Source organism: Alkalihalobacillus sp. CinArs1, from assembly GCF_947387515.1.
GTDB lineage: Bacteria > Bacillota > Bacilli > Bacillales > Guptibacillaceae > Guptibacillus.
On the sequence record NZ_CANDOB010000003.1, the window covers coordinates 1 to 12897 of the forward strand.

Below are 12897 nucleotides of genomic sequence, written 5' to 3' on the forward strand. Positions count from 1 at the left end.
GCCCGTTGGTCAAGCGGTTAAGACACCGCCCTTTCACGGCGGTAACACGGGTTCGAATCCCGTACGGGTCACCATTTCAAAGAAGCTTACGGGCTTCTCACCCAAGGGTTCCCCTGCAGAAGTTCTCTCGAAGAAGAGAAATCAGCAGGACTAGCTAACGCGTCGGAATCCCGTACGGGTCACCATTTCTTATAATAATTTTAATTGATTATGAAGCGACAGCACACTCAAAGAGGTGCTTTTTTTGTTGTCCAAATGAACCTCTCACCTAAGAAGGGCATACAGTGTCTATATCAAGTGAGAAGGGATGGAAATGATGTACAGTGAAGAACATGAGCACATCGCATACCACATTCATACCTATGAGGCTCCTCGTCAACAACAACCAGTGATGCAGCCACCTTCTAGTCCACCATCAACAACACCACAAATGCCTATGTCAGCACAAGCAGGAACGCAGGCAGTAGACCCGTTTGCGATCAGAGGGTGTTTATACCGCTACACGTATATATGGATGAAAGGTGGAAATCGCTTCTGGTTCTGGCCAGTTTTTGTTGGCAGAAGATCTGTATCTGGATTTCGATGGACTGGAAGAAGATGGGTATATACAGGCATTGATCTTAATCGAATCGAAATGTTTACTTGTTAAGTGGATGAGCGCTTTTAACGAAGCGCTCAAAATATGTAACAGAATAGTTAAAAAATTATCTGGCATTTTCGTCGTCTTCATGGGACAATGTAAGAAATCTTTTATTTGAGAAAGTCAGGTGTAGACGATTGCGCTTTCCGTTATGGTCAAGAAAGCTTTTTGTAGCATTCATTGCTGTAATCACGCTTGGTACAGTTATACCAACAGAATATTTACAAGATCTTAAACCTGCACAAAAGACTGAAGCTAACTACCAAAAAGACGTTTCACACGTTGTTGAAACGGACGAGCCTCCTCAACTATCATATGAAGAAGTCGAGAGTGAACCCCTACGATGGCCTGAGATTGCAGAACGCTCTTCATCATCTGAGGTAGTAGAAGAATTCATTACATATGCTTCACTACAAACTGAAGAATTAGGAATAAGAAAGTTTGGCGACACGATTGCTAACCGTGTTGGGTCCGAATACATAAATTTAATCGTTCCGAAAGTAAGCGAGGTCATTACATCTAAAGTCGAAGAACTAGATGTTGATTTCGTTCGTTCACTTCGTTTGACTGATAAACCATCTGGTGGCTATGGTGAACGTATCATGCACGTGTACAACGAGAAAACAGGGAATGACTTGATGAGGTTTCATGTGAGAAGAGACCATCCACCTCAGGATGGGTACTGGTTTAACTTCCATTATCATGACGAAAAAGATAACTTTAGTGAGCATCATGAAGTTGGGAAAATTTATTGGGATAAAAACACTCCGCCAAAATGGCTCTCATAATGAGGCATGCGGGGTGTTTCTGTTTGATTGGAAGGGGAATGAATAGAGATGGAACTCGTTCAATGTATAAGAGATGTATTTGAAGAAGATCCTTTAACAGGTACTGAAAATGAAAGGAAATTATTTAAAAAAGGAAATTTTTATCCAGCCTATCAGGATGATCACGAGAACTGGATAACAGTTGATGACGAAGGGGAGCATCATATCATTGCTAGTGGTGAGTCACCAATAGAGGATTTCTGGTTTTTGTATCGTTTTAGAATCGCATAAGTAAACGCTGCTCAATTGAGCAGCGTCGTATTACTTCTTTTTAGGGCGCGCTTGTTGCGGGCCTCTTTTTTTATTCATTTGGAGAGCATCCTCACCGCTTTTAGTACCCTGAGCCCCTGTTTTGGGATCGTAGCCATTGCGACTTTTCATTGAGCAATCCTCCTTTTAGGTGTCACTCAATACTATGCCCAGACCAAACTCAAATTAAAACATAGGATTTTCTTCAATAAATTGATATACGTTACGTACGAGTTCATCTGAAGATGTAGCAGTAACGCGCTCTCCGTTAACGAGACAATACATCTCCTGACTACATAACGTACAATGCCCTAGACAAGAATATTCTAATACATCTAGATCATGGTCTTTTTCAAGTATTTCCATCGCTTTATGTGAACCGCTTGATAGGTTGCTCATACAAAACTCTACGATAGGATTCATGCTATTATCACCTCAATGCTGATTGCAAGTTCTACACTTGTTCATTTTATCAAGAAGGAATGGTAATGAACAACCTTTTGCAATTGAGCAGAATAATAAGCAATATTCAGTAAATACGATATACTAAATGCGTATAGAGGGTTTATTTCTTTAAAATAAGGAAAAATAAAATAATGAAGCTTATAGAGGAGGGTCATTATGAATAAACCAGTTATCGTAGGAACGGGACCAGCAGGTTTAACCGCTGCAATTTATTTAGCAAGAGCAAATATGGAGCCTCTCGTTATCGAGGGTCCAGAGCCGGGTGGTCAATTAACCTTGACGACAGATGTAGAAAACTTTCCTGGGTTTGCTGATGGAATACTTGGCCCAGAGTTAATGGAAAACATGAAGAAACAAGCATTACGCTTCGGTGCTCGAATTGAAAGAGGCTGGGTTAAGGATATCGATTTTTCAAAAAGACCTTATACTTTAAAAACCGATACGCTTGGTGATGTAGAAGCAGATGCGGTATTGATTTCGACTGGTGCTTCGGCAAAGTTATTAGGAATACCAGGAGAATCCGAGAATATGGGTAGAGGTGTAAGCACTTGCGCGACGTGTGATGGGTTCTTCTTTAGAAATAAGAAGATCGTCGTTGTTGGCGGAGGAGACTCTGCGATGGAGGAAGCCACTTTCCTTACTAAGTTCGCTTCGGAAGTTACGATTCTTCATCGAAGGAACGAACTCAGAGCATCAAAAATCATGCAAGAAAGAGCGCGTAATAATGAAAAGATCTCATGGAAGCTTAACTACTCACCTGTTGAAGTTGTTTCAGATGGAAAGAAAGTAAGCGGAATCAAAGTAAGAGAAAGTGATTCAGGTAATGAAGAAACGATCGAGACGGATGGAATCTTTGTAGCGATCGGTCATAAGCCAAACACTGATTTTCTTGAAGGAAAAATAGACATGGATGACAAAGGTTACATCAATGTTGAACCAGGAACTACCCGTACGAACCTTCCAGGTGTTTTTGCTTGTGGAGACGTGCAAGATTTTACTTACAGGCAGGCAATTACAGCAGCAGGCACTGGGTGTATGGCAGCGATGGATTGTGAAAGATTCCTTGAAGGAAATGCTTTCATCGATTGGAGCATGTAATAAAGAAACGGAGGGATCCCCCTCCGTCTTTTTTTATTCGATATCTAAATAGTTTATGGTATCTTTTATTCGATCTTTCTTAGGTATCATGACTTCGAGGATACCGTTCTCATATTTCCCCTTCACATTCTTCATTGAAAAGGAATAGGGCAGTTTGATCAATCTGCTAGTACTCGAATACGCTCTTTCCTGTTTATAGTACTTTTGTTTATCATTCCGTTCTTCTTGAAAGCTGTCTGATTCAATGGAAATACGGATGCTATCTCCTAATGGCTCTACTTTAATTTGTTCTTTTGATACGCCAGGAAGTTCAGCTTCAACTATAAAAGCAGAATTCGTTTCATATAGGTCGACACGAAATGCCTGGTGTGGAAGTAAATTAGAAAATGGATCCTTAAAAAAATCATCGAATGTATTCAACCAATTTTGAAGATTAGGATCCTGAAGAATCTTTGGAAGTTTGTCTCCTTTTCCCATCACATATCATCCTTTCCTTAATTTCTCATATAACATATGATGTGTGAATGAGAACGTTCCAGTGGTACAATAACAATTAGCAAATGTTTGGGAGGGAAGCATAGATGAAAACATACTTACAATTATGCGAAGAAATACTACATAACGGTACAAAGAAGTCTGATCGAACGGGTACTGGTACTATTAGCGTTTTTGGTCACCAGATGAGATTCGATTTGCAAGAAGGCTTTCCTGCGTTAACTACGAAAAAGCTTCATTTACGATCGATTATCCATGAATTACTGTGGTTCATTAATGGAGATACCAATGTAAAATATCTTCAAGATAATGGCGTCCGCATTTGGAACGAATGGGCGGATGAAAATGGAGAACTAGGACCTGTATACGGTCACCAGTGGAGGTCTTGGACTGGAGCTGATGGTGACACGGTAGATCAACTTCAAAACGTAATCAATCAAATTAAAACGAATCCTAATTCTAGACGAATGATCGTTACGGCATGGAATCCTTCACAAGTGGATGAGATGGCGCTTCCTCCATGTCATTGTCTCTTTCAATTTTATGTAGCTGATGGAAAACTTTCATGTCAGCTCTATCAGCGCTCAGCAGATGTCTTTCTTGGCGTACCATTCAACATCGCATCCTACGCCTTACTCACGATGATGATGGCGCAGGTATGTGATTTAGAGCCTGGAGAATTCATCCATACTCTTGGAGATGCACACATTTACAATAATCACCTTGAGCAGGTTGAATTACAGTTAACAAGAGATCCAAGACCATTACCTAAAATGAAAATTAACCCTGAAGTTAAATCATTATTCGATTTTTCATTTGAAGACTTTGAACTTACAGAATATGATCCGCATCCACACATAAAGGGAGAGGTATCTGTATGATTTCTTTTTTACTTGCAATGGATGAAAATCATTTGATCGGTAAGAACAATGATTTACCGTGGCATCTACCAGCTGATCTTGCATACTTTAAAAAAATGACGCTGCAAAAATCAATCGTAATGGGTAGGAAAACGTTTGAATCCATTGGGAAGCCTCTACCAGGAAGAGAAAGTTACGTGATTACAAGGCGTGAGCTTTCCATCAAAAACGTAACAATTCTACATTCTATCGAAGAATTTCTAAAAATGGCTGAAGAAGATAACGAAAAGGAATGGTTTGTAATCGGAGGTGCTGAGATTTACCGTCAGCTCTTGCCTTACGCCGATCGGCTTTACATCACAGAAATTCATAATGAATTTCAAGGCGATGCATACTTCACTGATTTAAAGAGTGAGGATTGGGTTGAGAAATCTAGAGATATAAATAAGAAGGATGAGAAGAATCCTTACGATTATGATTTTGTTATTTATGAAAGAAGATAAAAAGCGAAACGCCGGTTCCTACGAACCGGCGTTTTACTCTTTATTTCTCTGGGCGAGGACCAGGATCATCAAGACCCGAGCTTTCGATCGTCATAGCTGGCTTAACTTCACAGTCACCGTTTACTCGGACTTGACATGAGAGGCGTAGGTTCTCTTCTACACCCTTTCTTTTAAAAGCTTCTTTTTCGATATCAGTAAGTTCTCCAAAATCGCCATCTAGCACTTCAACGCGACACGTTGTGCATTTAGCTTTACCACCACATCGATGAAGAATATGTACATCGTTGTCTTCAAGCGCAAGTGTTAGCTTCGTTCCTTCCTCTACATCAAATGTTCCATAATCTGGTACAGTAACTTTTGCCAAGAGAAATTCCTCCTTATTTTATAATGTTCCCCTCACTATCCATCATAGCGGATTTGTAGAGCTATTTATAGGGTTTACAACAAAAAGCAAAAATACGTCGAATTATGCTTAAAGATGTCAAGTAAGGGTAAATACATACTATTGAATAATCGGATGGAGGAGAACTCACATGAACAAGAGATATTTTACAGAGCACGAAGCGAATGAGACGATTCCTAAAGTAAAGCGAGAGCTGGCAGGTCTTAAGAGCGTGACTCAATCTTTTGGTGAACAGTATGAACAGCTAGAGCAGCATAAGAAAACCTTGTTATATCGTCACAAAACAAAAGTAGATGAAGATATTCTATTCAAAAAAGAGTCTAGAATGGAATTTATGGAATTAGAGGCTCAAACGTTTATTAGAAACTTACTCAGTTTCGGAGTGAAGATCATCGATATCGAAAATGGTTTGATTGCATTCCCAGCTGTTTTAAACGGTGAAGAGGTGGAGCTTTATTGGAAAGAAGGACAGGAAAACGTGACGCTTAACCCTCAGGTATCGTTGCTAGAACGATCGAAGGAAGACGACCGTGTTTGAGGGTTTCTTATTTGAAATTTCACATACCGTACTAAGTATAAGAATATAACATTCAGAACACCTTATTACTAGTGGAGGTGAAGAAAAATGAAAAATCCAAAACAAGCTCATAAGCACGAAACTGAGTTTGCAAGTGAACTTTCTGCTGACCAAAACAACAACAAAAAACATAAAAAAAACAAGAAGCAAAAAAAGAACGCGTAAGCAATACTATAAGGAGGCTGTCGAGAAGATCTCGAGAGCCTTTCGCTATGCAATATGACAAACCGTGATCTTCAATTCAAAGTACGAGAGAGTGATGAGCAACTCACACTTCATCCAGTGATTGTTGTGAATTAGTTCCTTTCTAAAGACAAAAAGGGTAAAATAGAAAGCAGACTATAGAGAGAAAAGGATGAGTGTCATGAGCTTGCTTCAGGCTGAGAATATTACCAAATCTTATGGAGAAAAAACTCTTTTCGATGAAATATCTTTTTCATTAGAAGAACGACAGAGGATTGGTTTAATAGGCGTAAATGGAACGGGAAAATCATCGCTTCTTAAAATCTTAGCTGGGCTCGAATCAGCAGACAGTGGGAGTTTATTTCATGCAAATTCATTTCAAGTGGAATATCTTCCACAAGATCCAGTTTTTCATGAAGGAAAAACGATTCTTGAAACGGTTTTTGACAGTGATATACCATTGTTTAATGCAGTTAGGAACTATGAAGTAGCACTTCAAAACGTAACTGATAATCCAGAAAATACAGGTTACCAAGAGCGTCTTCTTACGGCTCAAGAGGAAATGGATCGATTGGATGCATGGGATTTTAGTACGAAAGCGAAGACGATCCTTACAAAGCTTGGATTAACGAAATTTGAATCTAATGTGAATACACTATCTGGTGGGCAACAAAAACGAGTGGCTTTAGCAAAAGCTTTTATTCAACCAGCAGATTTATTGATTTTAGATGAACCAACAAACCATATCGACCACGATACGGTCGAGTGGTTAGAACAATACCTTTCTACATATTCAGGAACACTGTTGTTGGTAACACATGATCGATATTTTCTAAATCGTGTTACGAACCGTATTTTTGAGCTTGATAAGGGACGTTTGTTTGAATATGGAGGGAATTACGAAACATTCTTAGAACAAAAAGCTTTACGAGAAGCAAGAGAACAAAAAGAAGCTCATAAACAAAACAAATTGCTACAAAGCGAATTAGAATGGTTAAAACGCGGGGCAAAAGCTAGAACCACGAAACAAAAAGCGAGAAAGCAGCGAATTGAGACCATGCAGGAAGCACCAGAACACAAGACTGACGGTAACGTTGAAATGGCGATTGGTTCTAGCCGACTAGGGAAGAAAGTTATCGAAGCAGAAGATGTTACTAAAATGTTCAACGATCATTATATTACAAACGATTTTAGCTACCTTGTTCTTCCTCAAGATCGCATCGGAATCATTGGCGCTAACGGGTCTGGTAAAACGACGTTGTTAAACATGCTAGCGGGACGGATAAAACCAGATAGCGGCACAATCGATATTGGAACAACTGTGAAGATCGGTTTTTACACTCAGCAAAACGAAGGACTAGATGAATCTTTAAGAGTGATTGAATACATTCGAGAAGGGGGCGAACAAATACGCCTTCAAAAAGGTGGGAGTATTACTGCCTCACAAATGCTAGAACGCTTCCTTTTCTCACCAGAGCTGCAGTGGACGTATGTATCCAGGCTTTCTGGTGGAGAGAAAAGAAGACTCTACTTGCTTCGAATCTTGATGGAAGAGCCTAACGTTCTTTTCTTAGATGAGCCAACAAATGACCTCGATGTACAAACACTTTCAGTTTTAGAGGATTATTTGTCCGATTTTCCTGGCGCGGTTATTACGGTTTCACACGATCGATACTTTTTAGATAAAGTTGCAGAACAGCTTTTTGTATTTGAAGGAAACGGTGTGATCGATCACTATTATGGTTCATACACTGACTTTTTAGATGTGAAGAAAAGAGAAAAAGAGCTTGAAGCTGAAGAAAAGAAGGTTGCAACCACCAAAGTAGTAGAGAAAGAGGACAAACCGAAGAAAAATAAGATGTCCTATAACGAAAAGAAAGAGTGGGAGACCATTCAACAAACGATTGAAGAAATCGAATTGAAGATTGAGAACGTAAAGGAAGAGATCACAAAATCCGGCAGCGACTTTGAGAAAGTAGATACATTATACAAAGAAGAGCAAGCCTTAACGATGGAGCTAGAAGAAAAAATTGAACGCTGGTCGGAACTATCTGAAAAGATTTAGTAAAGAGAACCACCTGGAAACAGGTGGTTTTTCTTTTTAGTAAATTTTGAGAATTCGTGATATAATTATTCAGAAAGTTAAGAATTGAGTGGAAGGAGGGAAAGAGTGAAGCTATATTTATCAGTCGATATGGAAGGGATTTCTGGGATCGTAGATGATACGTTTGTGGATTCATCTAAACACAATTATCGTCGCGGCCAAGAGTTGATGACGCAAGAAACAAACCACGTAATTGAGGCTGCTCTAGCAAGTAGAGTGGAAGACGTGATTGTAAACGACAGTCATTCCAAGATGAACAACCTTTTAGTAGAAAAGCTACATGAAGATGCAAAACTTATTTCTGGAGATGTAAAACCGTTTTCCATGGTTGAAGGATTAGACCATACATATGACGGGGCAGGATTCATAGGCTACCATGCTCGGGCATCATTAAAAGGAATCATGTCTCATTCAATGATACATGCAGTAAAAAATTTCTATATTGATGACATAACCGTTGGAGAACTAGGGTTGAATGCGTTCGTAGCTGGGTACTACGGCGTTCCTGTTTTATTAGTAGCTGGAGATGACAGAGCGACAGCAGAAGCAGAAGCGCTTATTCCAAACGTTACCACTGTTACAGTAAAAGAATCCATTTCGCGTTCATCCGGATTAGTTCCATCACCCAACAAAACTGGCAAACTACTAAGGGAGCAAACGACTGCTGCCATCGAAAGTCGTCATCGAGTAGATCCTTTAGTTCCTCCAAAGAAACCGATCTTCCGTATCGAATTTACGAATTATGGACAGGCCGAATGGGCGAGTATCATGCCAGGAGCTGAGATTGAAACTGGTACAACAGTAAAGTTTCAGGCAAAAGATATGCTAGAAGCCTACCAAGCTATGCTTGTCATGACAGAACTAGCATCAAGAACGACATTTAGTTAGAAAGTAGGGATTTTATTGGCGAAATACGTTGCAAATCGATTATTCGCCATGCTAATTACACTGTGGATTATCGTGACGATTACATTCTTTTTAATGCATGCCATTCCTGGATCACCATTTAACCAGGAACGTAATACTAGCGAAGCTGTTCAACGAAATCTTGAAGCACACTACCATTTGAATGAACCAGTATTCGTTCAATACTTTATCTATTTAAAATCACTTGCAACGTTAGACTTTGGACCTTCTATCAAACAATCATCAACTTCTGTAAATGAGATGATTGGTAGGGGATTCCCTGTTTCAGCGGAGTTAGGAATGCTGTCATTAGCGATTGCAGTTATTTCGGGAGTGATCCTCGGGATATTTGCTGCTTTAAAGCATAATGGCACGATCGATTACATAGCAATGACGTTTGCAGTTATAGGAATATCCGTTCCAAACTTTATAATGGCTACATTACTCATTCAACAGTTAGCTGTAAACTGGGAGATCTTCCCTGTGGCCACTTGGTCTTCACCAATGCATATGGTGCTTCCTGCAGTTGCGCTTGCTACAGGTCCTATGGCGATCATTGCTCGTTTAACCCGGTCGAGCATGATAGAGGTTTTGAATCAAGATTATATACTGACAGCAAAAGCAAAAGGAATGTCAACGTATCAGATCGTAATCAAGCATGCGATGAGGAATGCACTACTACCTGTCATCACGATTTTAGGTACGCTAGTCGCAGGTGTACTGACAGGAAGCTTTGTTATCGAGAAAATTTTTGCAATTCCAGGTATGGGTAAATACTTTATCAATGGGATTAATGATCGAGATTACCCAGTTATCATGGGAACAACGGTGTTTTATAGTGCGTTTTTAATCATGATGTTATTTATCGTAGATATCGCTTACGGCATTCTCGATCCTAGAATTAAGCTTCACAAGAGGGGGAATTAGAGATGTCGTTACCAGAAAAAACAAACAAAGGTACGCCCTATACACCTGACGACTTGTTCGTGCCTCTTGAAAACTCTTCATACAATGTCGATCATATTGCAAAGCCGTCTGTCTCTTATTGGAAGGATGCATGGATTCGCTTAAGACAAAATAAGTTATCGATGGCAGGATTAATCGTATTGATCCTATTAATCTTGATGGCCGTATTTGGACCGATCATCTCACCTTATTCGTATGACCATCAAGTTCTTACGAATGGGAACCAGGCACCATCTTCCGAACATTGGTTTGGCACCGACAACCTTGGCAGGGACATGTTTACACGAACATGGAATGGAGCAAGAATATCGTTGTTTGTAGGGTTTATGGCTGCATTTATCGATTTCATTATTGGTGTAGCTTACGGTGGCTTTTCAGGATACAAAGGTGGACGCGTAGATAATTTTATGATGAGAATCATCGAAATCCTTTATGGTCTTCCATATCTCTTGATGGTTATTCTACTGATGGTCGTGATGGGACCAGGATTATTTACTATTATCGTGGCTTTGACCGTTACAGGATGGGTCGGAATGGCGAGGATCGTTCGAGGACAAGTATTGCAGTTAAAAAACTCTGAACATGTTCTAGCATCTCGAACGTTTGGAGCTAGTGCAGGTCGTGTTATCAGGAAGAACCTGCTTCCAAACACTATGGGACCGATCATAGTTCAAATGACCTTAACTGTTCCTACAGCAATATTTGCCGAAGCCTTCCTGAGTTTTCTTGGGCTTGGCGTCCAAGCTCCAATCGCGAGCTGGGGAGTCATGGCGAATGACGGACTATCTGCCATACTGTCAGGACATTGGTGGAGATTATTCTTTCCTGCATTTTTCATTTCATTAACGATGTTTGCTTTTAACGTTTTAGGAGATGGATTACAGGATGCATTAGATCCAAAGCTAAGAAAATAATAGGATAGTAGAGTGCTCATTATGAGCGACTTTTCTATAAACTAGTTTAGGGGGAAACGAAATGAAAAAAATAGTCACCATGTTTCTTTCGCTTCTTCTTCTTATTGGAATTGTAGGCTGTACAACAACGCAAGACAGCTCTAGTAATTCGAATAGTGGAAGTGAAGGAGATAGCCAAGAACAAAGCTCAAAAATTCTTAAATTAAACAATGGAGCAGAGCCTACGTCATTTGATCCACCGATCGGGTTTGATAGTGTATCATGGAATGCACTGAATAACTTGATGGAGGGTATGACGAGGCTCGACGATAATGATGAGCCACAACCGGCTACTGCAAAAGAGTGGGACGTTTCAGAAGATGGAAAAACCTATACGTTCAACATTAGAGAAGACGCAAGTTGGTCGAATGGGGAGCCTGTAACTGCACAAGATTTTGAGTTTGCGTGGAAACGACTTGCTAACCCAGATACAGCATCACCAGCTGCTTTTCTTGCTTACTTTATTGAAGGAGCAGAAGCTTACAATACTGGCGAAGGTTCCGCTGAAGATATGATGGTAACAGCCGTTGATGAAAAAACACTTGAAGTACAACTTACTAGCCCTGTTGGGTTCTTTCCAACTTTAATTTCAAACCCTGCTTTCTTCCCTGTTCATAAAGAAACAGTAGAACAAAACCCTGAATGGCATACAGAAGCAGATAGCTATGTAAGTAATGGTCCATTCAAACTTTCAAAATGGACTCATGAAACGGAGTTTGTTTTCGAGAAGAACGAAGAATATTGGGACGCAGAAAGTGTAAACCTTGACGAAGTTCATTGGGCGATGGTCGATGATACAAATACAGAGTATCAAATGTATAAGACAGGAGATCTTCATACATCCGACGTACCTGCAGACTTGAGTGAACAGTTATTCGACGAAGGAAAAGCACAAGTAGAAGACCAGTCTGGAACGTACTTCTATCGCTTTAATACTGAAATGGAACCGTTCCAAAATGCAAACATTCGTAAAGCATTCGCAATGGCTGTCGATCAGCAGCAAATTGTAGAATTCGTAACAAAAGGACAAGAAAAACCAGCTAAAGGATTTGTTGCATACGGATTTGAAGATCCATCAGGAGGAGACTTTAGAGAAGTCGGAGGAGATCTGGTTTCTACCGATGCAGCAAAAGCGAAAGAACTGCTTGAAAAAGGAATGGAAGAAGAAGGGTATGACACACTTCCTGCTGTAACACTTACTTATAATACGAGTGATTCTCATAAGAAGATTGCTGAAACACTTCAACAAATGTATAAAGAATCGCTAGGAGTAGATGTGGAACTTGCGAACCAGGAATGGAACGTCTTCTCAACAGAGCAGAAAGCATTAAAACTGCAATTCTCCCGTAGTTCGTTCCTTGCTGACTACGCTGATCCAATTAACTTCTTAGAAAGCTTCCAAACGGGGCATTCTATGAATCGAACTGGGTGGAGCAATGACGAGTTTGATAGCTTGATCGAACAAGCAAAGAATGAAACAGATGAAGAAAAGCGATTTGAATTGATGCACGAAGCAGAATCGATTTTATTCGATGAAATGCCAATTTTCCCAATTCACTTCTACAATCATGTTTATTTACAAAGCGAAGATGTAACAGGAATCGTTAGACACCCTGTTGGTTATATGGAGCTTAAAACGGCAGATATCAAATAGTTTAAAGAGCCGGG

14 protein-coding genes and 1 pseudogene are annotated in these 12897 nt (G+C 40.0%); 12 read left to right on the plus strand and 3 right to left on the minus strand.

Features of this window, described 5'->3' with window-relative positions:
• Nucleotides 1-313 precede the first annotated feature (313 nt).
• The 3 genes from PFZ69_RS15820 to PFZ69_RS15830 all read left to right on the plus strand — a co-directional run bounded on the left by PFZ69_RS15820 (nt 314) and on the right by PFZ69_RS15830 (nt 1698).
• A complete protein-coding gene (locus PFZ69_RS15820; RefSeq protein ID WP_270182072.1) occupies nt 314-649 on the plus strand; it encodes a transporter in 336 nt (111 codons plus the stop codon).
• A 128-nt stretch (nt 650-777) separates the two neighbouring features.
• Nucleotides 778-1428 (plus strand): YpjP family protein, encoded by a 651-nt coding sequence (locus PFZ69_RS15825; RefSeq protein WP_270182073.1) that lies wholly within the window; start codon nt 778-780, stop codon nt 1426-1428.
• Nucleotides 1429-1476: 48 nt separating this feature from the next.
• Nucleotides 1477-1698, plus strand: a complete 222-nt coding sequence (locus PFZ69_RS15830) for a hypothetical protein (RefSeq protein WP_270182074.1) — start codon at nt 1477-1479, stop codon at nt 1696-1698.
• Between the two features lie 204 nt (nt 1699-1902).
• Here the strand turns inward: PFZ69_RS15830 and PFZ69_RS15835 are convergent, their stop codons facing one another.
• Entirely contained in the window at nt 1903-2139 is a 237-nt protein-coding gene (locus PFZ69_RS15835; RefSeq protein ID WP_263622934.1) for a YuzB family protein, read from the minus strand.
• 198 nt (nt 2140-2337) lie between these two features.
• Here PFZ69_RS15835 and trxB point away from each other — a divergent pair, with 198 nt between their 5' ends.
• Nucleotides 2338-3279, plus strand: coding sequence for a thioredoxin-disulfide reductase (trxB, locus tag PFZ69_RS15840; protein WP_270182075.1), 942 nt, complete (start codon nt 2338-2340; stop codon nt 3277-3279).
• A gap of 33 nt (nt 3280-3312) precedes the next feature.
• Here trxB and PFZ69_RS15845 read toward each other — a convergent pair whose 3' ends face one another.
• The gene (locus PFZ69_RS15845) at nt 3313-3756 is read right to left on the minus strand and encodes an Hsp20/alpha crystallin family protein (RefSeq protein ID WP_270182076.1); all 444 of its coding nucleotides are present in this window, start codon (nt 3754-3756) and stop codon (nt 3313-3315) included.
• Nucleotides 3757-3860: 104 nt separating this feature from the next.
• On the opposite strand from PFZ69_RS15845, the gene PFZ69_RS15850 reads away from it, so the two are divergent.
• Together PFZ69_RS15850 and PFZ69_RS15855 are read left to right on the plus strand one after the other, a co-directional pair.
• Nucleotides 3861-4655, plus strand: coding sequence for a thymidylate synthase (locus PFZ69_RS15850; protein WP_270182077.1), 795 nt, complete (start codon nt 3861-3863; stop codon nt 4653-4655).
• A pseudogene (locus tag PFZ69_RS15855) lies at nt 4646-5137 on the plus strand (dihydrofolate reductase); the annotation flags it as partial. The gene PFZ69_RS15850 and the pseudogene PFZ69_RS15855, both read left to right, overlap by 10 nt.
• 40 nt (nt 5138-5177) lie before the next feature.
• Here the strand turns inward: PFZ69_RS15855 and PFZ69_RS15860 are convergent.
• Nucleotides 5178-5501: a 2Fe-2S iron-sulfur cluster-binding protein gene (locus PFZ69_RS15860; protein ID WP_270182079.1), complete on the minus strand. Its 324-nt coding sequence runs from the start codon at nt 5499-5501 to the stop codon at nt 5178-5180.
• Between the two features lie 169 nt (nt 5502-5670).
• On the opposite strand from PFZ69_RS15860, the gene PFZ69_RS15865 reads away from it, so the two are divergent.
• The 6 genes from PFZ69_RS15865 to PFZ69_RS15890 all read left to right on the plus strand — a co-directional run bounded on the left by PFZ69_RS15865 (nt 5671) and on the right by PFZ69_RS15890 (nt 12883).
• Entirely contained in the window at nt 5671-6078 is a 408-nt protein-coding gene (locus tag PFZ69_RS15865) for a DUF2203 family protein (protein WP_270182080.1), read from the plus strand.
• 403 nt (nt 6079-6481) lie between these two features.
• Nucleotides 6482-8365, plus strand: a complete 1884-nt coding sequence (locus tag PFZ69_RS15870) for an ABC-F family ATP-binding cassette domain-containing protein (protein ID WP_270182081.1) — start codon at nt 6482-6484, stop codon at nt 8363-8365.
• 105 nt (nt 8366-8470) lie between these two features.
• The gene (locus tag PFZ69_RS15875; protein ID WP_270182082.1) at nt 8471-9292 is read left to right on the plus strand and encodes a M55 family metallopeptidase; all 822 of its coding nucleotides are present in this window, start codon (nt 8471-8473) and stop codon (nt 9290-9292) included.
• A 15-nt stretch (nt 9293-9307) separates the two neighbouring features.
• Nucleotides 9308-10237 (plus strand): ABC transporter permease, encoded by a 930-nt coding sequence (locus PFZ69_RS15880; protein ID WP_270182083.1) that lies wholly within the window; start codon nt 9308-9310, stop codon nt 10235-10237.
• Nucleotides 10238-10239: 2 nt separating this feature from the next.
• The gene (locus PFZ69_RS15885) at nt 10240-11190 is read left to right on the plus strand and encodes an ABC transporter permease (protein WP_270182084.1); all 951 of its coding nucleotides are present in this window, start codon (nt 10240-10242) and stop codon (nt 11188-11190) included.
• A 61-nt stretch (nt 11191-11251) separates the two neighbouring features.
• On the plus strand, nt 11252-12883 hold the full coding sequence (locus PFZ69_RS15890; RefSeq protein ID WP_270182085.1) for a peptide ABC transporter substrate-binding protein: 1632 nt from the start codon (nt 11252-11254) through the stop codon (nt 12881-12883).
• Nucleotides 12884-12897 lie beyond the last annotated feature (14 nt).